21 protein-coding genes and 5 tRNA genes are annotated in these 24,010 nt (G+C 60.6%); 16 read left to right on the top strand and 10 right to left on the bottom strand.

Translation table 11 applies throughout. The features are described 5' to 3' along the window. Window positions 1-6: 6 nt before the first annotated feature. Window positions 7-780, top strand: a complete 774-nt coding sequence (locus ACSQ3I_RS13030; RefSeq protein WP_109459079.1) for an amino acid ABC transporter ATP-binding protein — start codon at window positions 7-9, stop codon at window positions 778-780. A 115-nt stretch (window positions 781-895) separates the two neighbouring features. Then, window positions 896-972: transfer RNA gene (locus tag ACSQ3I_RS13025), tRNA-Pro, on the top strand. A gap of 267 nt (window positions 973-1,239) precedes the next feature. Here ACSQ3I_RS13025 and ACSQ3I_RS13020 read toward each other — a convergent pair. Next, window positions 1,240-2,025, bottom strand: coding sequence for a DUF4214 domain-containing protein (locus tag ACSQ3I_RS13020; protein WP_435999455.1), 786 nt, complete (start codon window positions 2,023-2,025; stop codon window positions 1,240-1,242). 337 nt (window positions 2,026-2,362) lie between these two features. On the opposite strand from ACSQ3I_RS13020, the gene ACSQ3I_RS13015 reads away from it, so the two are divergent. The 3 genes from ACSQ3I_RS13015 (at window position 2,363) to ACSQ3I_RS13005 (ending at window position 3,922) form a co-directional block, all read left to right on the top strand. Further along, entirely contained in the window at window positions 2,363-3,226 is an 864-nt protein-coding gene (locus ACSQ3I_RS13015; RefSeq protein ID WP_435999453.1) for a hypothetical protein, read from the top strand. Window positions 3,227-3,462: 236 nt separating this feature from the next. Then, the gene (locus ACSQ3I_RS13010; RefSeq protein ID WP_435999451.1) at window positions 3,463-3,768 is read left to right on the top strand and encodes an ETC complex I subunit; all 306 of its coding nucleotides are present in this window, start codon (window positions 3,463-3,465) and stop codon (window positions 3,766-3,768) included. Between the two features lie 77 nt (window positions 3,769-3,845). Beyond that, window positions 3,846-3,922: transfer RNA gene (locus ACSQ3I_RS13005), tRNA-Arg, on the top strand. Window positions 3,923-3,938: 16 nt separating this feature from the next. On the opposite strand, the gene ACSQ3I_RS13000 is transcribed toward ACSQ3I_RS13005, so the two are convergent. Both ACSQ3I_RS13000 and ACSQ3I_RS12995 read right to left on the bottom strand, forming a co-directional pair. Beyond that, window positions 3,939-4,421, bottom strand: a complete 483-nt coding sequence (locus tag ACSQ3I_RS13000; protein ID WP_435999449.1) for a DUF192 domain-containing protein — start codon at window positions 4,419-4,421, stop codon at window positions 3,939-3,941. A gap of 5 nt (window positions 4,422-4,426) precedes the next feature. Continuing rightward, a complete protein-coding gene (locus ACSQ3I_RS12995; protein ID WP_435999447.1) occupies window positions 4,427-5,005 on the bottom strand; it encodes a cold-shock protein in 579 nt (192 codons plus the stop codon). Between the two features lie 195 nt (window positions 5,006-5,200). On the opposite strand from ACSQ3I_RS12995, the gene ACSQ3I_RS12990 reads away from it, so the two are divergent. The 3 genes from ACSQ3I_RS12990 (at window position 5,201) to ACSQ3I_RS12980 (ending at window position 7,302) form a co-directional block, all read left to right on the top strand. Further along, the gene (locus tag ACSQ3I_RS12990; RefSeq protein ID WP_435999445.1) at window positions 5,201-5,641 is read left to right on the top strand and encodes a VOC family protein; all 441 of its coding nucleotides are present in this window, start codon (window positions 5,201-5,203) and stop codon (window positions 5,639-5,641) included. 174 nt (window positions 5,642-5,815) lie between these two features. Next, entirely contained in the window at window positions 5,816-6,943 is a 1,128-nt protein-coding gene (locus ACSQ3I_RS12985; RefSeq protein WP_435999443.1) for a YcbK family protein, read from the top strand. 284 nt (window positions 6,944-7,227) lie between these two features. Beyond that, window positions 7,228-7,302, top strand: a tRNA-Glu gene (locus tag ACSQ3I_RS12980). A 68-nt stretch (window positions 7,303-7,370) separates the two neighbouring features. On the opposite strand, the gene ACSQ3I_RS12975 is transcribed toward ACSQ3I_RS12980, so the two are convergent. After that, window positions 7,371-8,714 carry an FAD-binding oxidoreductase gene (locus ACSQ3I_RS12975; RefSeq protein WP_435999441.1) on the bottom strand — a complete coding sequence of 448 codons (1,344 nt, stop codon included), beginning with the start codon at window positions 8,712-8,714 and terminating at the stop codon, window positions 7,371-7,373. A gap of 327 nt (window positions 8,715-9,041) precedes the next feature. Between ACSQ3I_RS12975 and ACSQ3I_RS12970 the strand changes: the two genes are divergently transcribed. Next, window positions 9,042-9,116: transfer RNA gene (locus ACSQ3I_RS12970), tRNA-Glu, on the top strand. A gap of 69 nt (window positions 9,117-9,185) precedes the next feature. Here ACSQ3I_RS12970 and recJ read toward each other — a convergent pair. The 4 genes from recJ to ACSQ3I_RS12950 all read right to left on the bottom strand — a co-directional run bounded on the left by recJ (window position 9,186) and on the right by ACSQ3I_RS12950 (window position 14,270). Beyond that, window positions 9,186-10,991 (bottom strand): single-stranded-DNA-specific exonuclease RecJ, encoded by a 1,806-nt coding sequence (gene recJ / locus ACSQ3I_RS12965; RefSeq protein WP_435999672.1) that lies wholly within the window; start codon window positions 10,989-10,991, stop codon window positions 9,186-9,188. A gap of 73 nt (window positions 10,992-11,064) precedes the next feature. Further along, window positions 11,065-12,387, bottom strand: a complete 1,323-nt coding sequence (locus ACSQ3I_RS12960) for a homoserine dehydrogenase (RefSeq protein ID WP_435999439.1) — start codon at window positions 12,385-12,387, stop codon at window positions 11,065-11,067. Window positions 12,388-12,444: 57 nt separating this feature from the next. Further along, entirely contained in the window at window positions 12,445-13,665 is a 1,221-nt protein-coding gene (locus ACSQ3I_RS12955) for an LL-diaminopimelate aminotransferase (RefSeq protein WP_435999437.1), read from the bottom strand. 218 nt (window positions 13,666-13,883) lie between these two features. Continuing rightward, window positions 13,884-14,270: a hypothetical protein gene (locus ACSQ3I_RS12950; protein ID WP_435999435.1), complete on the bottom strand. Its 387-nt coding sequence runs from the start codon at window positions 14,268-14,270 to the stop codon at window positions 13,884-13,886. 163 nt (window positions 14,271-14,433) lie between these two features. Here ACSQ3I_RS12950 and ACSQ3I_RS12945 point away from each other — a divergent pair, with 163 nt between their 5' ends. From ACSQ3I_RS12945 to ACSQ3I_RS12915, 7 genes are all read left to right on the top strand, one after another. Then, window positions 14,434-16,278 carry a PHA/PHB synthase family protein gene (locus tag ACSQ3I_RS12945; RefSeq protein WP_435999433.1) on the top strand — a complete coding sequence of 615 codons (1,845 nt, stop codon included), beginning with the start codon at window positions 14,434-14,436 and terminating at the stop codon, window positions 16,276-16,278. A 12-nt stretch (window positions 16,279-16,290) separates the two neighbouring features. After that, window positions 16,291-17,010 (top strand): DNA/RNA nuclease SfsA, encoded by a 720-nt coding sequence (gene sfsA, locus ACSQ3I_RS12940; RefSeq protein WP_435999431.1) that lies wholly within the window; start codon window positions 16,291-16,293, stop codon window positions 17,008-17,010. Between the two features lie 33 nt (window positions 17,011-17,043). Beyond that, on the top strand, window positions 17,044-17,874 hold the full coding sequence (gene map / locus ACSQ3I_RS12935) for a type I methionyl aminopeptidase (protein ID WP_435999670.1): 831 nt from the start codon (window positions 17,044-17,046) through the stop codon (window positions 17,872-17,874). Between the two features lie 4 nt (window positions 17,875-17,878). Further along, window positions 17,879-18,721 carry a RadC family protein gene (gene radC / locus ACSQ3I_RS12930; protein ID WP_435999429.1) on the top strand — a complete coding sequence of 281 codons (843 nt, stop codon included), beginning with the start codon at window positions 17,879-17,881 and terminating at the stop codon, window positions 18,719-18,721. Window positions 18,722-18,857: 136 nt separating this feature from the next. After that, complete coding sequence (sthA, locus tag ACSQ3I_RS12925; RefSeq protein ID WP_435999427.1) at window positions 18,858-20,264, top strand: Si-specific NAD(P)(+) transhydrogenase; 1,407 nt, start codon at window positions 18,858-18,860, stop codon at window positions 20,262-20,264. A 288-nt stretch (window positions 20,265-20,552) separates the two neighbouring features. Further along, complete coding sequence (locus tag ACSQ3I_RS12920; protein WP_435999425.1) at window positions 20,553-21,425, top strand: hypothetical protein; 873 nt, start codon at window positions 20,553-20,555, stop codon at window positions 21,423-21,425. A 65-nt stretch (window positions 21,426-21,490) separates the two neighbouring features. Then, on the top strand, window positions 21,491-22,069 hold the full coding sequence (locus ACSQ3I_RS12915; RefSeq protein WP_435999423.1) for a YceI family protein: 579 nt from the start codon (window positions 21,491-21,493) through the stop codon (window positions 22,067-22,069). A 136-nt stretch (window positions 22,070-22,205) separates the two neighbouring features. Here the strand turns inward: ACSQ3I_RS12915 and tig are convergent, their stop codons facing one another. Then, the gene (tig, locus tag ACSQ3I_RS12910; RefSeq protein ID WP_435999421.1) at window positions 22,206-23,684 is read right to left on the bottom strand and encodes a trigger factor; all 1,479 of its coding nucleotides are present in this window, start codon (window positions 23,682-23,684) and stop codon (window positions 22,206-22,208) included. A gap of 182 nt (window positions 23,685-23,866) precedes the next feature. After that, window positions 23,867-23,951 (bottom strand) — tRNA-Leu (locus tag ACSQ3I_RS12905). Window positions 23,952-24,010 lie beyond the last annotated feature (59 nt).

Raw genomic sequence — 24,010 nt, 5'->3', positions numbered from 1 at the left:
GATTTAATGGCTGAGGCACTCACCAAAAAACTGACGGTTTCCGCGACTGACGTCGCTGTCCAGATCAGCAACATGAACAAGTGGTACGGCGATTTCCACGTGCTGCGCGATATCGACCTCAAGGTCATGAAAGGCGAACGCATCGTCATCGCCGGCCCGTCCGGCTCGGGCAAGTCGACGATGATCCGCTGCATCAACCGCCTGGAGGAGCACCAGTCCGGCAACATCGTCGTCGACGGCATCGAACTCACCAACGACCTGAAGAAGATCGACGAAGTCCGCCGCGAAGTCGGCATGGTTTTCCAGCACTTCAACCTCTTCCCGCACCTGACGATCCTGGAAAACTGCACGCTGGCGCCGATCTGGGTTCGCAAGATGCCGAAGAAGGAAGCCGAAGAGGTGGCGATGCACTATCTGAAGCGCGTCAAGATCCCGGAACAGGCCAACAAGTATCCGGGCCAGCTGTCCGGCGGCCAGCAGCAGCGCGTGGCGATCGCCCGTTCGCTGTGCATGAAGCCGAAGATCATGCTTTTCGACGAGCCGACCTCGGCGCTCGACCCGGAAATGGTCAAGGAAGTGCTCGACACCATGGTGAGCCTCGCCGAAGAAGGCATGACCATGCTGTGCGTCACGCACGAAATGGGTTTTGCCCGCCAGGTCGCCAACCGGGTCATCTTCATGGACCAGGGCCAGATCGTCGAACAGAATTCGCCGGCCGAATTCTTCGACAACCCGCAGCACGAGCGCACCAAGCTCTTCCTGAGCCAGATCCTGCACTAGGCAACCGAAGCCCCCTCGATATATCCGGGCAGGATGTGACAAAGGGGTGCGCAAACATGATTTTAGCAGTTGCGATGCCGGGGGGAACCGTGTATTCCCCCCGTTATTGCCGGTACGGAGTGTAGCGCAGTCTGGTAGCGCATCTGGTTTGGGACCAGAGGGTCGGGAGTTCGAATCTCTCCACTCCGACCACTTTAAGTGGTTGATAGGGCAATAAAATCACCGATTCAGAATCTTCGCGATTTTCCCTTGATGGAAAACTGCTTGTTTCCCGTTCCGGGGTTGAAACAATTTCAAAAAAATCGGGCAAACTGTCCATCTGAGAGCCGGCACGATGGAAAGCGGCTATGCGCGAGCGTTTAACCACAGAATTGCGTGAACTCGACATCCTCGAGGGAATCGGCTTGCGGAAACAGGACATGCGCCATCAGCACGGACGATGACGGCACATGGCAGGTTTTAGGCGATGAGAAAGTCAACCGTCGAGGTTTGAGCGCCCGTTATCTCGATATCCGGATAATGCTCCTTGATCGCATCGATGATCTTACTCTTGTAGCTTGCCCATATTTCAGATGGCTCGTTGTCCCACTCTGCATCCAAACCCTCCAGCAGGCGTTCAACGCTCTTCTGAAGGCTGGCTATGATCGAATCCAGGTCGCGCTGCGGGTTTGGCACCTCGGTAGGGTCAACGTCTATCCGCATTTCCGGCTGTATGCCTGAATTCGACTGCATACTCGACTGGAACGCGCGACCAAACAGTGCAGCGAGATCCCCGGCGTAGGCTGCAATTTCTTCCGGCGTATCGAGTTGTCCGGTGAACAGATCGGCAGCGGCGACCTTGGCAGCGACGACGGCTTGATCTGCGCCCTGGGCGCCATCCTGGATGTTCAGCGCAATGGTGCTGATATCCAGAGTACCGGATTCCAACTGATCGACCCAGTATTCCAGCCCTTCGGCGTCAGGCACACGACCAAGCAAGCTTTCGTAGATCGAAGAGACGATTTCCTCGTTGCTCATGCCGGCAAAGCGGCTCTGATATTCTTCGCTGCTGGTCAGAGATGCCAGACCGGAAAGGTCAGTGCCGTTATTGGTGAGTTCGTTAAAATACGCCAAGCCTTCCGGGTCAGCGGGGCGGCCAAGCAATGCAACATAAGCACCCTGAACAGTCGTCATGACGATATAAATCCTGCCTTTATCGTAGTGGAAATTCCAATATTTTTCAATATAGCGATAGCGCGTGAACAATTTCCTACGAATAATTCCAATTCATAGCCATGAACACTCACAATACATTGAGAGACTTACTAATTTTCCAAATTCAATTTTCTATAGATGAATGAAACAGCCTTCCGCCTCCAATGCGCGGACGGGTGCTCGATGAAAAATGCGGAAGACGGTAGATATATAGATCTATGTGTTGAAACCGAGTTTTTTACTTACACAATCAGAAAATTCAAGAATTTCTCCGGTTAGACGGCCGTCCTTCGATGTGAGATTGGCAACGAATTCTTGACTTTCCTCATCAGCCGATCTGAGAATGTAACGATCATCTCAGTTTTCTTAAGAAGCAGGAATATCCAACATGGGTGTCTCGACTAGGGTCCATGCAGCCGTCTTCAGTCTTTTGACGCTGTTGTTGGCCGCGCCGGCGATGGCCGCCAACGAGGTCGTGCAGTCGGTCGAATTGGGCGATCCGGTCTCCGGTCATGCCGACCTGTCCTATGCCGACCTGTTGCGGCAAGTCATTCCCGATCTTGCCAGCCAGGACAAGGAGACGAAGGGACACCTCAAGGCCCCGCTCCGGCATCTCATCGAAGGGTTTGGAGGCGTGCTCGGCGATGCCGTCGTCCTGTCGGGCGTGCAGGCGCTGCCGTTTCGGGCCGAAGGCAAACCGCTGCTTGCAATCATGGCCGGGGTCGGCCAAGCCGAAGGCGTGGCGGAGCAACCGGCGATGCTGGCCGTTTTCGACATGAGCGAGACGCCTAAATTCCTCGATGCCGTGGATGTCGGCATGGACCGCTTCACCGGTTTCGCACAGGTGCCGAAGCTCGGCATCGGCGATAACAGCGAGGCACTAGCCATCTACAGCGAGCATTTCAACGCTGGCGAGGTCTTCGGCGCCACGGCACTCACCTTCCTCCACGAGGGCAAGCTGCGGCTGGTCGATGCTGTCTCTACCTACGGGTTGCAGCTTTGCGCCACGCGAACTTCGCAGACAGTCTCCTTTGCCGGCACAGCGGAGAAACAGGCAACACCCTACTACGCGATTGTCGTGACCATCGACGACCGACGGGAAACGACCGGCGAACCGTGCGACGACCAGCCGGTACCGGAACCATTCGATAATAAGGTATCCACGACCTATCACTGGGACGCAGGTGCAAGCGCCTTCGTTGCCGGTGACGACGCGATAAAAACGCTGCAGGACGCGACCGGCGAACAATGACACGGCGCGCGCGGGCCATCGCCCGGAAACAGTCCGGGAAATCTTGAGGCGTTCTTAACTTGTTCCGGCGATGGTGGATTGCTAAACTCCGTTGACGCCGTTAATTGTGCCCTTGGGATTCGACTTGGGGCTGCACGGCCGGAATTGAGAATCTCCCCGCTTCGGCAATGTTTGGCTTGCGCCAACGGTCGCTCGTAAGCGGAATTACATTGACCTGACTGTGGAGCATGGTGCCAATGCCTGCAAAGATTTATCGTCCTGCAAAAACTGCAATGCAGTCCGGCAAGGCCAAGACGCATCTCTGGGTGCTGGAATTCGATCAGGACCAGCCGCGGAAGATCGATCCGATCATGGGCTACACCTCTTCCGGCGACATGCGCCAGCAGGTGAAGCTGACATTCGAATCGCAGGAACAGGCGGAAGCCTATGCCCAGCGCAACGGCATTGAATATCGCGTGATCCTCCCCAAGGACGCAACGCGCAAGGCCGTTTCCTACTCGGACAACTTCAAGTTCAACCGCACGCAGCCCTGGACTCACTGAGGCCGCCGACGCACAACGCGGAAGATGATGTTTTGGTCATCCTCCGCGACTACGATCAGACTGCCGAAAGCCGATTCGGCCCCTTAGCTCAGCTGGATAGAGCACCTGCCTTCTAAGCAGGTTGTCGCAGGTTCGAGTCCTGCAGGGGTCGCCACTCCCCAAGCGATCAATCAGTTGACGTTGCCAATCTGGCGGCTGGAGACCCGGTCTCCTTCGTGGATGCCCAGTGCAGCAGCAGTGCCGCCGTTCAACTCCAGCACATACATCACGGAACCGTTGGAGGAGATGATGTCCTCCGAATAAGGCACGGCATTGCGATGGATACGGTGGATTGCGCCGTTCTTGCCAATGAACAGCATATCGAGCGCCAGGTCGGTGTTCTTCATCCACATCATGACCGGCCGGCTTTCGCCGAAATCAAAGAGCATGCCGGCATCCCGCCCCATGCTCTTGCGAAACATCAGGCCCTGCTCACGCTGGGCCGGCGTCACCGCGAGATCCACGGTGAACTGATGCTTGCTGCCGCCGGTCGAGGTAATCGTCAGAAGTTCCGACGAAAACTTGACCTCCTCGGCAAAAGACGAGGCGAAGGCGGTGAACAACAAAAAAAGCGCCAGCGCGGCGCTTTTCAGATATCCGGAAAAACTGGCCATCGGCTTCAGTGCGAGCGCGTGGAGGGATTGGGCATATCGGGATGGATTTCCGCCGCCATCAAGCCCTTGTCGCCATCGCCGAACCGCACAAGAACCGTCTGTCCGGGACGAAGCTCCGTCAAGCCAAAACGACGCAGGGTTTCCATGTGGACGAAAATGTCCTCGGTGCCCTCGCCGCGCGTCAGGAAGCCAAAACCCTTGGTGCGGTTGAACCACTTCACCAGCGCCCGTTCGAGGCCGCTCGTCGGCGTTACCTGCACATGCGTGCGCACCGGCGGCATCTGCGACGGATGCACCGCCGTCGACTGATCCATCGAAAGGATCCGGAATGCCTGGAAACCGCGGTCGCGCTTCTGAACCAGAGCAACGATGCGGGTACCCTCCAAAATCGTCTGATAACCGTCCCGGCGCAGGCAGGTCACATGCAGGAGAACGTCCTGCATGCCGTTGTCGGGAATGATGAAGCCAAACCCTTTGGCAACGTCAAACCACTTCACGACTCCCGTCACTTCGATCAGCTCAACAGGTTCGCTCGAAAGCTCTTCGAAAAATGCGATGCCTTTCGACGAAATCTTGTCCACCATATTCTGCCAGCCCCTCGAACACGCGTCACTTCGTTACGGTTAACTGATTCTTGACGAACAGATTAACATCGTGGCGATGCATCAGCGCAAGTCCTAGTTTTGATTTTACCCAAATCGATTTATAGCGGCGAAGGCTTGCTTGAAGCTGATTTCAAGCCAAATATCTGGCCGCAATGACAAAAGGAGAATAGTCGGATGCGCTACCTTCACACGATGGTACGAGTGAAAGATCTCGAAGCCTCGCTGCATTTCTATACCAAGCTCTTCGGCCTTACGGAAATCCGCCGTATCGAGAACGAAAAGGGCCGATTCACCCTGGTTTTCCTGGCCGCCAGCGACGATCTGGAAGCCGCCCGCGCCAATCTCGCCCCCTGTGTCGAACTCACCTATAACTGGGACACGGAGGACTACACCGGCGGCCGCAATTTCGGTCATCTGGCCTATGAAGTCGACGATATCTACGGTTTCTGCCAGCATCTCATGGACAATGGCGTGACGATTAACCGCCCGCCGCGCGATGGCCATATGGCCTTTGTCCGCTCGCCGGACGGCATTTCCATCGAAATCCTGCAGAAGGGCGCGAACCTGGCGCCGGCGGAGCCCTGGGCTTCGATGCAGAACACCGGCAGCTGGTAAGAAAAGCATCCACGCGGCAGGCATCCGCTTGCCGCGTGAAAGCTTAGCGCAAGTCACGCATGCTTTAAGTCCTTCGATTTTGGCAATACCGGGTGCCGGCAAGTTTCTGCGCCATTCCGGTACGGTCGCATCCACATGATTGTGGGCCGACCGCGCGAACGAAGGAAATATGTCTTGTTTTTGCGCATGAAGCAGGAATTGCCGCGGAAACGCCTTGGCTTCGGCCCGGCGCTGATGGTCTCCGTATTCGCTTTGTCGCTGGCGGGCTGTGTTTCATCTCCCTCCGGCTCGCTGAAGGCCGATAGCGACGATCTGGTCACCAACAGCACCAAGACAAACGGGCAGACGCTGAGAAAGCAGAAGCCGCGTACGACGCAACCGACCGAAACCGCGACCACGGAGACGGCACTGCCGCCGATCGATTCCGATGCCGCCGCAGTCGCCCTCGATTCGCCCTCCGCGGACATGCAGGCCGATCAGGCAACGCAAACGCCCGCCGATATCGGCGGCCTGACGATGCAATCGACGGGAATCAACGCCAGCCGCTCCAGCATTTTCTCGACGCGCACGGCACAGCCTGTAGATACCACCGAAACAATGTCTGACGTGCCCGCCTACGCGCCGACATCCGGATTGAATCCCGCCTTCAACAGCGTCTACAGCCGCTCTACGACACCGGAAACGGATACGCAGCCGACGGCCGAAACCTCGGACAAGGTTTCCGATGCCCGCAACAAGGGCAAGAAGGAAAAAATGGCTGCCGGCGACAAGCCGATCAACGCGCTTGCCTTCCGCAACAACGACTATATCGGCGCCGACGACCTGCCGCTGTCCATGGCTGCCAGCTTCTACGCCTCCAAGGATCTTTATACGCCGGGCGACGACAACGACGACAAGCCGGCCGGCCTGATGAAGCTTGCCTCGCTCTCCGGCCTGGCGCGTGCGGCGGCCCACGGGCTGAAGATCCAGAATGCCGGCGTCAAGGTCGGCTGCTTCAAGCCTGAACTTGTGGGAATCATCAAGGCCGCGGAACGGCATTTCGGCCGCAAGGCCGTGGTGACCTCCGGCTACCGCGATGTCGCCCACAATCGCCGCGTCGGCGGCGTGGAAGGCTCCATGCATCTGAGCTGCAATGCCGCCGACATGCAGATCGACGGCGTGTCGAAGTGGGATCTTGCCGCCTTCCTGCGCTCGCAGCCCGGTCGCGGCGGCGTCGGCACCTACTGCCACACCGCATCCGTCCATATCGACACTGGCAGGACCCGCGACTGGAACTGGCGCTGCGGCCGGCGGGAAGCCTGACGCCAGCAGGCAATCCTTACTCCCTTTCCGAAAACGGCCTGCACATAGCGGGCCGTTTTGCCATGAAGACCTCACGTACCAATTGCCGAGGGTCGACACATCTCGACCCGCAATCGCCGTCGGAAAATGTATCGGCCCGTCAATTTCTCCCGTGGATAAGCCCTTGTTTTTAAGCCTTTATCAACAGATTTTTCAAATGCGCCCGCGACTGTCATTTTTTTGAAAAAAATCGATTTTCCCGCTTGCGCGTTTTTTATGTCCTGACTATAAGGGCGCCACAGCACGCGCCCTTCGTCTATCGGTTAGGACGTCAGATTTTCATTCTGAAAAGAGGGGTTCGACTCCCCTAGGGCGTGCCACTGTCCTCCCCCATTTGAAATGTCGATGACCACCGGGATTGATCCCTTCGCGTGGAACTTTTCGCATGTCAGGGAATCGGCTCGATGTTCTGGTTGAGGCGAAACAGGTTTTCCGGATCGACTCGCCCCTTCAGACGGGCAAGACGCTGGTATTTTTCGGCACCATAGGCATCGAATGACACCTGCCGGCCGATATCACCCTGCTCGTTGACGTAATTGCCCTCTTGCGACAGGGCGGCCAGGCGTTTTGCCCAATGCCGCGCCCACGCCAGGCACCGTTCGTCATCGGCGGGCAGATCCCAGACCGGCTCGACGAGCCAGTAGAAATTTGCCTTTCGCCCGGAATAGGCGGTGGCGTCTTCGGCAATGTCGGCGATCGCGCCGCCGAGCTGCATCACATAGAATTCGCAATCGGCTGTCGGCGCGCAGGCTACGCCTTCCAGCATGCAGTCGATCACCGCCCCATCGATGGCATCGAGAAATCCGCCTTTGGCGCAGTAGCGCCTGCCCCAGGCAAAATGCGTGTCGTTGCGGCTCTGGAGATCGAGATAGGTGTCACTGCCGAACACTTCCGATTCGGCTCGCGCCAGCCTGCCGTAACGCCGGAGCACCGGCTCCGCCGCACCGACATCACCGGACCACAAGGCCGCGACCGAAAGCGTATCCGCGGTCACGGTGAAGGTGGCCGTCAGCTGGCGCGGCGCTTCGAGGGCAATCTCATTGTAGGCTTGCAAGGCGGTGGCCGCGGAATAAGAGGGATAACTCCACCGCCCGATCAGGACATCCCCGAGGGAATGCATGCGAAACCGGAATTTCGTCACCACGCCGAAATTACCGCCGCCGCCTCGAATTCCCCAGAAAAGCTCCGGGTCGGCCTCCGGGTTGGCATGCACGAGGCGCGAATCGGCCGTCACCATCTCGGCGGAAAGCAGGTTGTCGATCGTCAATCCGAACCGGCGGCTGAGCCAGCCCATCCCGCCGCCCAAGGTCAGTCCGCCGACACCGGTGTGCGAAATCACGCCCGCCGGTGTCACCAGCCCGAAATCGGCACCGGCCCTGTCGAGATCGCCCAGCAAGGCGCCACCGTCCACCTCGGCAATACACTGCACCGGATCTACACTGACCCGCTTCATGCCCGAGAGATCGAGAACGATTCCGCCATCGCAGGTCGAAAGACCCGGCAGGCTGTGACCGCCACAACGCACCGCCAGCGGCAGCGCGCGTTCGGCCGCCAGGGCGACGGTGCGGGCGACATCGTCCGCATTCCTGGCACGGACGATCGCCGCCGGCCGGCGATCGGCAATGCCGTTCCACACCCGCCGCAACCGGTCATAATCGGCATGATCCGGCCCGGCGACAACATCGTCGAGGCCGACCCCGAGGAAATGGTTTCGTGATTCGCCCGGCGTCATGACGCCCCCCCGCGCCGTTGTCGCAGTGTTACACGATGGAAAAGCTGCAATGAAACGAAAACTCACGGCTTCCAATGCGCCGGAAGCCCAACCAAGCAATTCCGCAAAACATAGCGGAAAACCCTTTGGGCGTGAAGCATTGCAAGAAACGGCATCGCGTTTTCAGCCGACAATTGCCGGACGCCGGCTTTCGGACATGCCGGCCGATCAAGGGCCGTTTCCGCCTTCATCCACAAGCTGCGAAAAAATCTGCCGAATTTGCATTTTTTCCGTTTACCCCGCTTGCGGCTCAGCCCGGTCCTGACTATAAGGGCGCCACAGCAGCACGCGCCCTTCGTCTATCGGTTAGGACGTCAGATTTTCATTCTGAAAAGAGGGGTTCGACTCCCCTAGGGCGTGCCACTTTCCCCTTCGAAAACAAGACCCTCGAAAGAACACTTCAAGTGTTTTGCGATGTCGTTTGCGCCGGCCTCAGATGGCGAGCGCGGCATCGAGAACGCGGATCTGCACCCGTCTCGTTCCCTGCCAGAAATCGGCGCTGAGCGTACCGGCAACATGGATCTGCCGGCCGCGGGAATTTAAGAGCATGTCGCCCAGGGCGGTTCCCGCTGCCCGGAATGCGATGCCTTCCAGCCGTGCCCGATCCGCCGCTTCCAGCGTCACCTTGATATGCGACGCTCCGACCATCCGGGCGTCCTGCAGCCTGTGCATGGGGACGGCAAAAATCGGCTGCGGGTGACCGGAGCCGTAGGGACCGGCGGTTTCCAGCTGGTCGATCAAATCCAATGTGGCGCCCGAGGCACCCAGCGCGCCGTCGATCTTCAGCGACTGGTTGGAGACGAGCGAGGCCACGCCTTTCTGCGCCCGCTCATCGAAATAGGTCCGCAGCCGGCCGAGATTGCCGCGCTCGACCGTCAATCCGGCCGCCATGGCGTGGCCGCCGCCCTTGACCAGCAATCCCTCGTCCAGCGCCCCGCGCACCATCTTGCCGAGATCGAATCCGCTGATCGAGCGGCCGGAACCCGTGCCCTTACCCGACGGGTCGAAGGCGATGGCGAAGGCCGGACGGCGGAATTTCTCCTTCAGCCGCGCCGCCAAAAGGCCGACGATACCGGGATGCCAACCTTCGCGCGCAGTGACGATGACCGAGGCGGCGGAACCGTCACAATATTCGGCAGCGGCTTCGGCTTCCGCCTCTGCCAGCATTGCCGCCTCCATCGCCTGGCGCTCGCGGTTGAGTTCGTCCAGCTGCGCGGCAATGGTTTCCGCCTCGGAATTGTCGTCGAGCGTCAGCAACCGGCTGCCGAGCGCGGCATTGCCGATTCGCCCGCCGGCATTGATGCGCGGGCCAATGAGGAAACCGAGGTGATACGGCGTCACCGGCCCACCCAGCCCCGCCTTGCGGAACAGCGCGGCCAGGCCGGCATTGCCCATATGCCGCGCCGCCAGCAGGCCCTTGACGACATAGGCGCGGTTCAGTTCCTTCAGCGGCACGACGTCGCAGATGGTCGCCAATGCCACCAGGTCGAGCCAGGCGAGCAAGTCCAGGGTGCGGGCCCGCGGATCGCCGCTTTCGCGCAAAAGCTTCGCGGTGGCGACGAGAACGAGGAAGACGACGCCCGCAGCGCAGAGATGTCCCTGCCCGGACAAATCGTCCTCGCGATTCGGATTGACCAGCGCATGGCAGGCCGGCATGTCGTGCGCCATCTGGTGATGATCGATGACGACGACATCGATGCTGCGTCTGGCCGCGGCGGCCAGCGCCTCGTTGCTGGTGGAACCGCAATCGACGGTGACGATCAGTTCGGCGCCCTCGTCGATCAGGTGATCGATGGCGGCGGGATTGGGACCGTAGCCTTCGAAAATTCGGTCGGGAATATAGATGGTCGCGTCGACGCCGAAATGGCTGAGGAAACGCCACATCAGCGCGGATGAGGCCGCCCCGTCGACGTCGTAATCGCCGAAGATTGCCACCTTTTCGGCAGACCTGACTGCTCGCGCCAAACGCTCCGCGGCCTTGGCGCAATCCGTCAGCTTCATCGGGTCGGGCATCAGGGTGCGGATGGTCGGGTCGAGGAAGGCCATGGCCTCATCGACACCGACGCCGCGGCCGGCAAGCACCCGCGCCGTCAGGTCCGGCAATCCATGCACCTGCGCGATCGCCAGCGCCCGGTTCTGCCCCGCCTGGTCGAGGCGGGACACCCAGCGCTGGCCGGAGACCGAGCGTTCGACGCCGAGAAAGGCGCGTGGGACGGGATCGGGCGAAAGATCGGCCATCATGGCTCCTCGTTTGGTGTCATCCCGCCGTCATCAGGCGTTACCCGAATGAACCGTCCTTGCCGGCAGGCATTCAGGCCGTCTTCGGCCGCTCGATGCGGATGACCTGCGGTTCGCCGATCAGATACCCCTCTCCCTTGATGGCGGCGACGGCCTTGCGGACCGCATCCTCCATCGTCGCATGGGTGACGAGGATGATCGTCTTCGGCTCGGCGGCCTCGACATGGTGCTTCGGCCGCTGCACGATCGATTCCAGCGAGATGCGGTTTTCGGCCATGCGGGCGGCGATGCTGGCGAAAACGCCGGCGCGGTCTTCCACCGTCATGCGGATGAAATAGCCGCCTTCGTGGCTCTGGATCTGGGCTCGCTGGTAAGGCGCGAGTTTTGCGGCAGGACGGCCGAGCGCCGGCACCTGCTGGGCGCCCGGGCGGCTCTTGGCGATGTCGGCGATGTCGCCGAGCACGGCAGACGCCGTGGCATTGCCGCCGGCGCCGGGGCCGACCATCAAGAGTTCGCCGAGGATATCGGCCTCGATCGCCACCGCATTGGTGACGCCGTCGACCTGGGCGATGACCGAATCGAGCGGTACCATCGTCGGATGGACACGCTGCTCGATGCCGCTTTCGGTGCGCTGGGCAACGCCGAGCAGCTTGATGCGGTAACCGAGGTCGGCAGCCGCATGGATGTCCTCGATGGAGATATTGGTGATGCCTTCGAGATAGATGTCATCGGCGGCAATCTCGTTGCCGAAGGCGAGCGTCGTCAGGATGGCGAGCTTGTGGGCGGTGTCGTTGCCCTCGATATCGAAGGCCGGGTCGGCTTCGGCATACCCCAGGCGCTGCGCTTCCTTGAGGCAATCGGCAAAGGACAGGCCTTCCTTTTCCATCTTGGTGAGGATGTAATTGCAGGTGCCGTTCATGATGCCGTAGATGCGCGAGACGGTGTTGCCCGTCAGCGATTCACGCAGCGCCTTGATGACCGGAATGCCACCGGCGACGGCCGCTTCGAAATTCAAAAGCGCGCCTTTTTCTTCGGCAATCTTCGCAAGCGCCACGCCATGGCGGGCAAGCAGTGCCTTGTTGGCGGTCACCACGTGCAAGCCGCGCGAAAGGGCCGCGCGGACCGCGCTGTCGGCCGGGTCGCCGGCGCCGCCCATCAGTTCGACGAAGACATCGATATCGGCCTTGGCGGCCAGTTCGATCGGGTCCTCGTACCAGGTAATGCCTGTCAGATCGATGCCTCGGTCCCGCGTGCGGTCACGGGCGCTGACGGCCGTGATCGTAATCGGCCGGCCGCAGGTAACAGCCAGCTTTTCGCTGCGATCCTGAAGGATGCGCGCCAGAGAAGCACCAACGGTGCCCAGGCCCGCAATGCCGATTTTAAGGGCATCTGACATAAATTTTTTCCTGATTTGCTTGGATGGAAGAAGCGGCCGCGCCTGCGGCCGCCTTGGTCAACGATGCGCGTTCAGCGAAATGACGTTGTGCATCGTATTCTCGGCCGTCGAGAGGAAGCGCTTGAGATTGCGCGCCGCCTGGCGGATGCGGTGTTCGTTCTCGACCAGCGCGATCCGAACATATTCGTCGCCCTGCTCGCCGAAGCCGATGCCCGGTGCCACCGCGATGTCTGCCTTCTCGACTAACAGCTTGGAGAACTCCAGCGAACCGAGATGGCGGAATTTTTCCGGGATCTTTGCCCAGGCGAACATGGTCGCAGCCGGCGGCGGCACGTCGAAGCCAGCCTTGCCGAAGGCATCGACAAGCACGTCGCGGCGGCGGCGATAAACGCTACGAACCTCGGCGATATCGGAACCGTCACCATTGAGAGCGTGGGTCGCGGCCACCTGGATCGGCGTGAAGGCGCCGTAGTCGAGATAGGATTTCACCCGCGTCAGCGCGGCGATCAGCCGTTCGTTGCCCACGGCAAAACCCATGCGCCAGCCCGGCATCGAGAAGGTCTTCGACATCGAGGTGAACTCGACGGCGACATCCATGGCTCCAGGCACTTCCAGCACCGACGGCGGCGGCGCGTCGTCGTCGAAATAGATTTCGGAGTAAGCAAGGTCGGAGAGCACGATGATGTCGTGCTTCTTTGCGAAGGCGATGACGTCCTTGTAAAAATCCACACTGGCCACGAAGGCCGTCGGGTTGGACGGGTAGTTGAGGATCAGCGCCAGCGGCTTCGGGATCGAGTGTTTTACGGCGCGTTCGAGCGGCGGGAAGAAGCTCTCGTCCGGCTCGACCGACATGGAACGGATGACGCCGCCCGCCATCAGGAAGCCGAAGGCGTGGATCGGATAGGTCGGGTTCGGGCAGAGGATGACGTCGCCGGGCGCGGTGATCGCCTGCGCCATGTTGGCGAAACCTTCCTTCGAGCCGAGCGTGGCGACGACCTGGGTCTCCGGGTTGAGCTTTACGCCGAAACGACGGGCATAATAGGCCGCCTGCGCGCGGCGCAGGCCGGGAATGCCCTTGGAGGACGAATAGCGGTGGGTGCGCGGATCCTGCACCACTTCGCACAGCTTGTCGACGATCGCCTTGGGGGTCGGAAGATCCGGATTACCCATGCCGAGATCGATGATATCGGCCCCGCCCGCTCGCGCGCTCGCCTTCAAACGGTTGACCTGTTCGAAGACGTATGGCGGCAGACGCCGGACTTTATGGAATTCTTCCATCTTTCACCCCATGGAAAGCGCAGTTTTTGCCCTGCGCGCGAGTTCATCCTGTTACGAAGCTCCGGCCACGAACTCCAGTGTGCCGGCAAGACATGAATGCTATGAAGTTGCGGTATTTCTTTGGCGTCTGGCGGCGGTTTTCTGCCGCCAATCGACCGGTGAAACCGACCCGCCCCTTGCGAAAAGGCTTTGCGTCCAAAACGGCCGAAAGGCAAGCGTTAATTGGTGATTTCGGCCTGTGCCTCGGCACCGTGTTCCGCTGCAAGCTTGCGCATTTCGGCAACGCGGCGCTGGTACTCGGCTTCGCTGATGGCGCCCGAGCGCCGTGCATGCGCCAGAGACGCCAGCCTGCCCTGCATCTTCGTCGCCTCGTCGTCGCTCATCTGCGCATTCGCGGCCGTGAGCGGGTCGGAAAAGCTCGGATAGACACCGGTGTTGCGCGGGGCGGTCTCGCGCTGCAACGAGGCGCCATCCGCGGTGACGGTCACGACCGGCTGGGCCTGGGTCGGCGGCAGCGGCTGTGTCGAGCAACCGGCCGCCGTGGCGGCAGCCGCGATGATCGCGCCAAGAATCGCCGTTCGTGCCGTTTGCCGGATAATCACCATGTGCTCGCCTCGAAAATCACCAAATGCTGCCGCATCGACGCGGACAGTTAATTTTACTGCCGCTCCAATGCAAGCCACATGAATTCGCTTCGCTGGCTCTTGTATTGAATTTCATGCAGAATGTACAAAAGAAAACAATAAAGAGTGCGCCGGAGGAAAATGCGTGACCGACGACACCCAGCAGTCCAAAGACAACGGCGCCTTTGCGGGCTTCGATCCGGAAACCGTAAAACCCTACATCGTCAAGGATCCCGAGGCGATGGCGTTGAATTTCGCCCGGACGCTGGAAAACCTCGGCAAGGCCGCCTCCGCCTGGCTTGAGCCGCGCGAACGCGGCGAGATCCAGGACCCGGCGAGCGATCCGATGGCCGACATGGTCAAGACCATGTCGAAGGTGACGGAATACTGGCTTTCCGACCCGCGCCGGACATTCGAGGCGCAGACCCAGCTTCTCTCCAGCTATTTCGGCATCTGGTCGCGCACGCTGAGCAAGATGAATGGCGAGGCCGTGCCGCCGGAGGATGAAGCGATCAAGAAGGAAAGACGCTTCGCCGACCAGGACTGGCAGCGCAATCCCTTCTTCGATTTCCTGCGGCAGGCCTATTTCGTCACCGCCGGCTGGGCCGAAAAGATGGTGGCGGAGGCCGAGGGTCTCGATCCGCACACCCGCCACAAGGCGGCCTTCTATACGAAACAGATCACGGCGGCGCTGTCGCCGGCCAATTTCATCGCCACCAATCCGGAACTCTACCGTGAAACCGTGGCAAGCAGCGGCGCCAATCTCGTCAAGGGCATGGCGATGCTGGCGGAAGACATCAAGGCCGGCGGCGGCGACCTGAAGCTGCGCCAGACCGACGCGACGAAATTTGCCGTCGGCACCAACATGGCGCTGACGCCGGGCAAGGTGATCGCCCAGGACGATGTCTGCCAGATCATCCAGTACGATGCCACCACCGACACGGTGCTGAAGCGGCCGCTTTTGATCTGCCCGCCGTGGATCAACAAGTTCTACATCCTCGACCTCAACCCGCAAAAATCCTTCATCAAGTGGTGCGTCGAGCAGGGCCATACGGTGTTCGTGATTTCCTGGGTCAATCCCGACGAGCGCCACCGCGACAAGGACTGGTCGTCCTATGCCCGCGAAGGCATCGATTTCGCCCTCGACACGATCGAGAAGGCGACCGGCGAGAAGGAGGTCAACGCCATCGGCTATTGCGTCGGCGGTACGCTGCTTGCCGCAACGCTGGCCTTGCATGCCAAGGAAAAGAACAAACGCATCAAGACGGCGACGCTGTTCACCACCCAGGTGGATTTTACCCATGCCGGCGACCTGAAGGTCTTCGTCGACGAGGAACAGTTGGCAGCGCTCGAAGAGCAGATGCAGGCGACCGGCTATCTCAAGGGCTCGAAGATGGCGACGGCCTTCAACATGCTGCGCGCCTCGGAGCTGATCTGGCCCTACATGGTCAACAACTATCTCAAGGGCCAGGCGCCGATGCCCTTCGACCTGCTCTACTGGAACTCCGATTCCACCCGCATGGCGGCCGCAAACCACTCTTTCTATCTGCGCAACTGCTATCTCAACAATGCGCTCGCCAAGGGCGAGATGGTTCTCGACGGCGAGGCCCTGTCGCTGAAGGACGTCAAGATCCCGATCTACAACCTCGCCACCCGCGAGGACCATATCGCTCCGCCGAAATCGGTATTTTTGGGCAGCCAGCTGTTCGGCGGGCCGGTGGATTTCGTGCTGTCCGGCTCCGGCCACATCGCTGGCGTCGTCAATCCGCCCGACAAGCACAAATACCAGTTCTGGACGGGCGCCAAGCCGAAGGGCGAATACGAGGACTGGACGAAGGACGCCGAGGAAACCTCCGGCTCCTGGTGGCCACACTGGCACGGCTGGATCGAGGCGCACAACGACAAGCGCGTGCCGGCTCGCAAGCCGGGCGGAACAGCGCTCAACGCCATCGAAAGCGCGCCCGGCTCTTTCGTGCTGGAACGGTCCTGATCGTTCCACCCCATGATCTTCGATCCTCCTCTCCTCCCCGCCACGCTGGTGCAGCGCTACAAGCGTTTTCTCTTCGACGCCATCCTCGACACCGGCGAGGCGATCACCGGCTCCTGCCCGAACACCGGCTCGATGCGCGGGCTGACGACGCCCGGCTCGCGGATCTGGATGTCGGAGCACGAGAGCAAGACACGCAAATACCGCCACATGTTCGAGATGATCGAGGTCGGTGACGTGCCCGTCGGCATCAATACCGGCCTGCCGAACCGGCTGGCGGAAGAAGCCATCCGCGCCGGCCTGGTGGGAGATCTCGGCAGCTATGACGAGATCGCGCGCGAAAAGAATTATGGCCGTGGCTCCCGCATCGACCTCCTTCTGTCTTCGCCAGGACGCCCTTTGGCCTATGTGGAGGTCAAGAATGTCCATTTTTCCCGCACGCCAAAACTTGCCGAATTTCCTGACACGGCCACCAAGCGCGGCACCAAACATCTGGAAGAACTGGGCGACATGGTGGAGGCCGGCCATCGGGCGGTGATGCTCTATCTGGTGCAGCGACAGGATTGCGAGCGGTTCCGCATCTGCGCCGATCTCGACCCCGTCTATGCGCTTGCCTTCCGCCGTGCCGTCGAGCGTGGCGTCGAGGCCTTTGCGGTCAGATGCGAGGTGACGCGCTTCGAAATTCGCCCATCCGGATTGATCCCGATAGACGAACCCGGCATAGCTGCATTATGAACGACGGGTAACAGGATTTCCGAAAGCAGTATGATGGTAACCTATATCGAGGCGTTTTCCGCGCCGATGAAAAATACCGGCGCGATCCGCCTCTACGGGCAGGATGGCTTCGACGGCATGCGCAAGGCGAGCCAGCTGACGGCGCGTTGCCTCGATGCACTGGTGGATATCGTCAGGCCAGGAGTGACGACCGATGCCATCGATCGCTTCGTGCTGCAGTTCGGCCTCGACCATGGCGCCCTGCCCGCGACGCTGAATTATCGCGGTTACACGAAATCCTCCTGCACCTCGATCAACCATGTCGTCTGTCATGGCATTCCCGACAACAAGCCGCTCAAAGAAGGCGACATCGTCAACATCGACGTCACCTTCGTGGTCGATGGCTGGCATGGTGATTCCAGCCGCATGTATCCGGTCGGCGAAATCAAGCGTTCGGCCGAGCGCCTGCTCGAAGTCACCCACGAATGCCTGATGCGCGGCATTGCCGCCGTCAGGCCCGGCGCCCGCACCGGCGCCATCGGCGAGGCGATCCAGGCTTATGCCGAGGCCGAGCGCTGCTCGGTGGTGCGCGACTTCTGCGGCCACGGCATCGGCCGGCTGTTTCACGATTCGCCGAACATCCTGCATTACGGCCGCGCCAACGAAGGCCCGGAATTGCGCGAAGGCATGATCTTCACCATCGAACCGATGATAAATCTCGGCCGCCCGCACGTCAAAGTGCTTTCGGACGGCTGGACGGCGGTCACCCGCGACCGGTCGCTTTCGGCGCAATACGAACACGCTGTCGGCGTTACCGCGACGGGCTGCGAGATCTTCACCCTGTCGCCCGCCGGCCTTGACCGGCCCGGCCTGCCACCACGGTAAACCCATGACAAAGCGCCCGGCCGGTTCGACAGAAGAAAACTCCGCTTTTGCCACCGACCTTTTCAAAGGCGCGACCGACGACGGCAGCAGCATGGATGAACGTGCCTTCTTCGCAGAGCAGGCGGCCAAGCCGCCGATGCTCGGCAAGGCGTCGAAGCTGCCGGATACCGACAAGGAGGCCCACTATCATGGCCACCGGGAACGACTGCGCACCCGTTTCCGCGAACAGGGCGATACCGCCCTTGCCGATTACGAAGTGCTCGAACTCCTGCTCTTCCGGCTCATCCCCCGGCGCGACACCAAGCCGATAGCCAAGGCGCTGATCGACCGGTTCGGCACGCTTGCCGGCGTTTTTGGCGCACCGGCAACGTTGCTGCAGGAAGTCAAAGGCGTCGGGGAAGCCGTGGCGCTCGACCTGAAGCTCGTTTCCGCCGTCGCCCACCGCACGCTGAAGAGCGACCTGCGCGGGCGGCAGGTGCTGTCCTCCTGGTCATCGGTCATCGACTATTGCCACGCGGCGATGGCGCACGAGCCGCGCGAACAATTCCGCATCCTGTTCCTCGACAAGCGCAACACCCTGATCGCCGATGAAATCCAGGGCAAGGGTACCGTCGACCACACGCCGGTCTATCCGCGCGAGGTGGTGAAGCGCGCGCTGGAACTCTCGGCTACGGCCTTGATTTTAGTGCACAATCACCCTTCCGGGGACCCGACTCCCTCGCGGGCCGACATCGACATGACCCAGTTGATCATCTCGACGGCCAAGCCGCTCGGCATCACCGTGCACGACCACATCATCATCGGCAAGGACGGCCATGCCAGCCTCAAGGGGCTGAGGCTGATCTGATCCGGCGGCAGGCGCCTGCAAGTTTTTGCCCGCAAACGCCGGAAACGGTCGCTAACGAAACAGTTATATTGATCTGTTAAGCATGTTCGGCGCACGCTTGGTGCAGTGCAATATGATTCCTTTTCCGGGGCTTTTCATGATTCAATACGATCTCATCGTCGTCGGCAGCGGACCGGCAGGGCGCCGGGCCGCGATCCAGGCAGCAAAACTGGGCAAGAAGGTGCTTGTCGTTGAGCAGGGCAAGCGGGTTGGCGGCGTATCCGTCCACACCGGCACGATCCCGTCCAAGACGCTGCGTGAAACCGCACTCAACCTTTCCGGCTGGCGCGAACGCGGCTTTTACGGCCGCGCCTATCGCGTCAAGCAGGAGATCAGCGCCGAAGACCTGCGCCGTCGCCTGCTGATCACCCTGGATCATGAAGTCGAGGTGCTGGAGCACCAGTTCGCCCGCAACCGGGTGCAGAGCATCCGCGGCAAGGCCAAGTTCGTCACCCCGGACACGCTGTCGATCGAGAAGGATGATGGCGAAGTCGTGCACGTCCTCGGCACGAGCATCCTGCTCGCCGTCGGCACGAAACCTTTCCGGCCGGACTACATGCCGTTCGACGGCAAGACCGTTCTCGACAGCGACGAACTGCTGGAAATCGAAGAACTGCCACGCTCGATGGTGGTCATCGGCGCCGGCGTCATCGGCATCGAATATGCGACGATCTTCAGCGCCCTCGATACGCAAGTGACGCTGATCGACCCGAAATCGACGATGCTCGATTTCATCGACAAGGAAATCGTTGAAGACTTCGCCTATCAGTTGCGCGATCGCAACATGAAGCTGCATCTCGGCCAGAAAGCCGAAAAGGTCGAGCGGCTGCCCGACGGCAAGGTGTCGGTGACGCTCGACAGCGGCCGGAAGATCGTCAGCGACATGCTGCTTTTCGCCGCCGGACGCATGGGCGCCACCGATACGCTGAACCTCGCAGCCGCCGGCCTGGAAGCCGACAGCCGCGGACGCCTTTCCGTCAATCCGGAAACGTTCCAGACCTCCGTGCCGCACATCTTTGCTGCCGGCGACGTCGTCGGTTTCCCGAGCCTCGCCTCGACCTCGATGGAACAGGGCCGTATCGCCGCCCGCGTCGCCGTCGGCGCCATCGCCAAGGAGCCGCAGAAATATTTCCCCTACGGCATCTATGCCGTGCCGGAAATCTCCACCTGCGGCCTGACCGAAGAAGAGGTCAAGCAGCGTGGCATCGGCTACGAATGCGGCGTCGCCCGCTTCCGCGAAACCTCGCGCGGCCACATCATGGGTCTCGATACCGGCCTCTTGAAGCTGATCTTCTCGCTCAAGACCCGCCGTCTTCTGGGCGTGCATATCGTCGGCGAAGGTGCGACGGAGCTGGTGCATATCGGCCAGGCTGTGCTGAACCTCAAAGGCACGGTCGAATATTTCGTCGAGAACACCTTCAACTATCCGACGCTGGCCGAGGCCTACAAGATCGCCGGCCTCGATGCGTGGAACCGCATGGGCGAGATCAAGCACGAGGAATGACCGGTTTAGCCGGGCCAGGTTCTTGCCCGGCTTTTGCAAAGATTGCCGAACCATTCCCATTTTACCGTGCCGGATTTTCCGGCACGGCTCGGCTCTACGGCCACGAACCACGTGTCGTTGTTTATAATAAGGTTGACGAAGTAGTTTTGACCGTTCACTTTTATTGAACGGTTTGTCAACTGCGCTTCTCACGCACTCGTTACGCCATGTTATCGGCGGCCGATTGTTTCGGTCATACTCCTTCGTTAGCGTCCGGTCCAAAGCAACCCGGCCGAGCGAACGAAAACCATGCTGCAACAGATACTTCTGACGACCATCGTCCTTCCCCTCGTTCTCGGTGTCCTGATTTCGATTGCCGGCAACGGCAGTTCCTCGGCCCGCCTTGCCATCGCGGCCTTTGCTATACCGGTGGCTGCGGCCGTCGTCAGCATGGCGATAGAAGGCCTGCCGCCGCTGCCGCCCGTGGCCGCAAAACAAAAATTTCCGCTGCTTTTGATCGGCGCCGGCCTCGTCTTCGCAATCCTTTCCTTCGTGCTGAAGCAAGGCCTGGGCAGGCTGTCGGCAATCATCCTTGCCGCTATTTCGCTTGCCATCCCGGCCTGGTGGCTTGGCCGCAACGTGCTTGCCGCCAATCCCACCAAGGCGACGACGCTGGCGATTGTGCTGGTGATCCTGGCAGTGCTGCTGGCGCTGTTTTCTGCAAACCGCGACGGCCAGACGCGGCAATCCGCTCCTGCCGCTCTTCCGGCAGCACTCCTGTGGACGGCGATCGCCTCGGCACTGGCGGCCATTTTCGGCGGTTACATCGGCATGGCCCAGATGAACGGCGGCCTAGCGGCCCTCTTCGGCGGCTGGCTGCTGGTGCGCTACGTCTCTTACATGCGCGGTTCCGACGATGCCTTCGCTCTTACCGGTATCGCGGCCTTCGCAGCGATCTGGACGGCGGCAGTATCGCTGGCGATGACAGTGCTTTTTGCCCCGAGCGCCGCACCGGCCGCGCTCATTCTTGCAGCCCTGCCGTTGGCCGTTGCTTATGCGCTACAGGCCCGGGGCATCGGTTTTGTCGGCCAGCCCCGCTTCCTTCGGCCGCTGGCTTCCGGCGTCATCACAGCTATTCCGGCCATTTGCGCCATTCTGATCGCGGCCATGCTCCAGGCATGAGGCCGCCCCTCGTCCGGGTTTTCCCGGCAACCACAGCCCCAACGGGCATATAATAGGAGAGACTGATGAAACTTTCGGGCTTTTTTGCCGCTCTCGCGGGCGTTCTCATGGCTGGTTCGGCTCTGGCCGCCGATGCTTATGACATCGACCCGACCCATGCCTGGGTTGGCTTCAAGACCAACCATGCCGGCTGGTCGTTGGCGCATGGCGCCTTCAACACCGTCTCCGGCAGCATTTCCTTCGACAAGGACGACGTGACGAAGAGCAGCGTCGAGATCACCATCGATGCCGCCAGCGTCGACACCAACGACGAAAAGCGCGACACGCACCTCAAGAGCCCGGACTTCCTCAACGCCGAAGAATTCCCGCAGATCACCTTCAAGAGCACGGCCATCGAAAAGACCGGCGACAAGACCGGCAAGGTTACCGGCGACCTGACGCTGCTGGGCACCACCAAACCGGTGACGCTGGACGTGACCTGGCACAACGAATCGCCGCTGCCGTGGGATGCCAACACCATCAAGACCGGATTCTCCGCTACCGGCTCGTTCAGCGGCGTCGATTTTGGCATCACTAAGATGGCCGATTTCGGCCTCGGCCCGGACATCACCCTCGATATCGACGTCGAAGCCGTCAAGAAATAAGCATTCCGCAAAGTTGATAAAGAGACGGCCGGATCTTGCGATCCGGCCGTTTTCTTTTGCGCACAAAAAACCCCGCCAGTGGCGGGGTTGATCGTTGGAACGGAGACGCCACCAAACGATGGCGCTCCAAACCCGATTATTCAGCGCTGTCGTCGGCCTTCTTCTTGGAAGCGGCCTTCTTCTTCGGAGCAGCGGCTTCTTCGCCTTCTGCAGCCTCGGCCTTGGCAGCCTTCTTCTTCGGCGCGGCCTTCTTCTCGTCGGCCTTTTCTGCGCCTTCGGCTTCGTCGTCGGCCAGCAGCTCTTCCTTCGTTACCTTCTTGTCGGTGACGTCGATTTCGGAGAGCAGGTGGTCAACAACCTTCTCTTCGAACAGCGGCGCACGCAGCGAAGCGGAAGCACCCGGCGTCTTGCGGAAGAAGTCGAGGATTTCCTTTTCCTGGCCAGGGAACTGGCGGAGCTGCTCATAGAGAGCGCGCTGCATTTCTTCGTCGCTCACCTGGATGCCGGCCTTTTCGCCGATTTCCGAGAGAACGAGACCGAGGCGAACGCGGCGTTCGGCCAGCTTGCGATATTCTTCGCGTGCCTTTTCTTCGGTCGTGTCTTCGTCTTCGAAGGTCTTGCCGGACTGGGCGAGATCGGTGTTGATCTGGCGCCAGATGTTGTCGAACTCGGCGTCAACCAGACGGCCGGGGGTTTCGAACTGATAGACGGCATCGAGCTGGTCGAGGATCTGACGCTTCACCTTCTGGCGGGCGACGGACGAATACTGGCTTTCGATCTGGCCGCGAACGACTTCCTTCAGGCGGTCGGCGGATTCGATGCCAAGCTTGGAAGCCAGTTCGTCGTTGATCTCGACGGCGCCGGGAGCAGCAACTTCCTTGACGGTGATGTCAAAGGTGGCTTCCTTGCCGGCAAGGTTTGCAGCCGGGTATTCAGCCGGGAAGGTAACGGTGATGACCTTCTCATCGCCAGCCTTGAGGCCGACGAGCTGCTCTTCGAAGCCGGGGATGAAACGGCCCGAGCCGAGAACCAACTGTGCGTCTTCGTCCTTGCCGCCGTCGAACGGAACGCCGTCGACCTTGCCGAGGTAATCCATGGTGACGCGGTCGCCATCGGCGGCCTTGCCCTTCTTCTCTTCGTAGGAGCGGGCGCTCTCGGCGATCTTCAGGATCTGCTCGTTGACTTCTTCATCGGCGATCTCGACGACTTCGCGCGTGACCTTGATGCCGGAGGTCGACTGGATCTCGATCGGCGGGATGACTTCGTAGGAGAGCGTGAATTCGAAATCAACCTCGGCGGCGAGGATCTTGTCGGCTTCGGCTTCGTCCTCGGTCATCTTGATGTCGGGCTGCGTCGCGGACTTTTCGCCGCGCTCGGACAGGATCGACGTTGGCTGGTCGCGGACGATCTCGTTGACGAGTTCGGCCATGATCGACTTGCCGTACATCTTCTTGAGATGCGAAACCGGCACCTTGCCCGGACGGAAACCGTTGATACGGATCTTGTCCTTGGCTTCCGCCAGGCGCTCGTTCATGCGAGCCTGCATGTCCTTGGCCGGAATGACCACCTTGAGTTCGCGCTTCAGCCCTTCAGCGAGCGTTTCGATAACCTGCATCTTCTTACCTTCATTTCATGGCGGCCGTGCCCAGACAGCCGTTGGTTTCGACGAGCACGACGCCGGAATTCAATTCCCGGACGTGGCTTTAAAATGCAATCCCTTGTCATTTTGACGAGCAAAATGGCGCAGTGGTCCCAAGCAAACGTGAGGTAGCCTCTCCCCCGCCGCTGCGGCAGTCTTGGTGCGGGTAGAGAGACTTGAACTCCCACGCCTTGCGGCACCAGAACCTAAATCTGGCGTGTCTACCAATTTCACCATACCCGCGTTCCTGAACCGCATGACACTGCTGGCGCATGAGGCCGTCCGGAGCGCGGCGTCTCTAT

The sequence above is a fragment of the Rhizobium sp. LjRoot30 genome (assembly GCF_964253915.1).
Taxonomy (GTDB): domain Bacteria; phylum Pseudomonadota; class Alphaproteobacteria; order Rhizobiales; family Rhizobiaceae; genus Metarhizobium.
This window is presented reverse-complemented; position numbering and strand designations above follow the sequence as displayed.

What these genes read in the sequence shown, in the direction of transcription:
- ACSQ3I_RS13010 (WP_435999451.1), top strand. Translation starts at nt 3,463, where the DNA reads ATGCCTGCAAAGATTTATCGTCCTGCAAAAACTGCAATGCAGTCCGGC.
- ACSQ3I_RS13015 (WP_435999453.1), top strand. Translation starts at nt 2,363, where the DNA reads ATGGGTGTCTCGACTAGGGTCCATGCAGCCGTCTTCAGTCTTTTGACG.
- ACSQ3I_RS12915 (WP_435999423.1), top strand. Translation starts at nt 21,491, where the DNA reads ATGAAACTTTCGGGCTTTTTTGCCGCTCTCGCGGGCGTTCTCATGGCT.
- ACSQ3I_RS12960 (WP_435999439.1), bottom strand. Translation starts at nt 12,387, where the DNA reads ATGTCAGATGCCCTTAAAATCGGCATTGCGGGCCTGGGCACCGTTGGT.
- ACSQ3I_RS12975 (WP_435999441.1), bottom strand. Translation starts at nt 8,714, where the DNA reads ATGACGCCGGGCGAATCACGAAACCATTTCCTCGGGGTCGGCCTCGAC.
- sfsA (WP_435999431.1), top strand. Translation starts at nt 16,291, where the DNA reads ATGATCTTCGATCCTCCTCTCCTCCCCGCCACGCTGGTGCAGCGCTAC.
- ACSQ3I_RS12955 (WP_435999437.1), bottom strand. Translation starts at nt 13,665, where the DNA reads ATGGAAGAATTCCATAAAGTCCGGCGTCTGCCGCCATACGTCTTCGAA.
- recJ (WP_435999672.1), bottom strand. Translation starts at nt 10,991, where the DNA reads ATGGCCGATCTTTCGCCCGATCCCGTCCCACGCGCCTTTCTCGGCGTC.
- ACSQ3I_RS12990 (WP_435999445.1), top strand. Translation starts at nt 5,201, where the DNA reads ATGCGCTACCTTCACACGATGGTACGAGTGAAAGATCTCGAAGCCTCG.
- tig (WP_435999421.1), bottom strand. Translation starts at nt 23,684, where the DNA reads ATGCAGGTTATCGAAACGCTCGCTGAAGGGCTGAAGCGCGAACTCAAG.
- ACSQ3I_RS12920 (WP_435999425.1), top strand. Translation starts at nt 20,553, where the DNA reads ATGCTGCAACAGATACTTCTGACGACCATCGTCCTTCCCCTCGTTCTC.
- ACSQ3I_RS12950 (WP_435999435.1), bottom strand. Translation starts at nt 14,270, where the DNA reads ATGGTGATTATCCGGCAAACGGCACGAACGGCGATTCTTGGCGCGATC.
- ACSQ3I_RS13000 (WP_435999449.1), bottom strand. Translation starts at nt 4,421, where the DNA reads ATGGCCAGTTTTTCCGGATATCTGAAAAGCGCCGCGCTGGCGCTTTTT.
- map (WP_435999670.1), top strand. Translation starts at nt 17,044, where the DNA reads ATGGTAACCTATATCGAGGCGTTTTCCGCGCCGATGAAAAATACCGGC.
- ACSQ3I_RS13030 (WP_109459079.1), top strand. Translation starts at nt 7, where the DNA reads ATGGCTGAGGCACTCACCAAAAAACTGACGGTTTCCGCGACTGACGTC.
- radC (WP_435999429.1), top strand. Translation starts at nt 17,879, where the DNA reads ATGACAAAGCGCCCGGCCGGTTCGACAGAAGAAAACTCCGCTTTTGCC.
- ACSQ3I_RS12995 (WP_435999447.1), bottom strand. Translation starts at nt 5,005, where the DNA reads ATGGTGGACAAGATTTCGTCGAAAGGCATCGCATTTTTCGAAGAGCTT.
- sthA (WP_435999427.1), top strand. Translation starts at nt 18,858, where the DNA reads ATGATTCAATACGATCTCATCGTCGTCGGCAGCGGACCGGCAGGGCGC.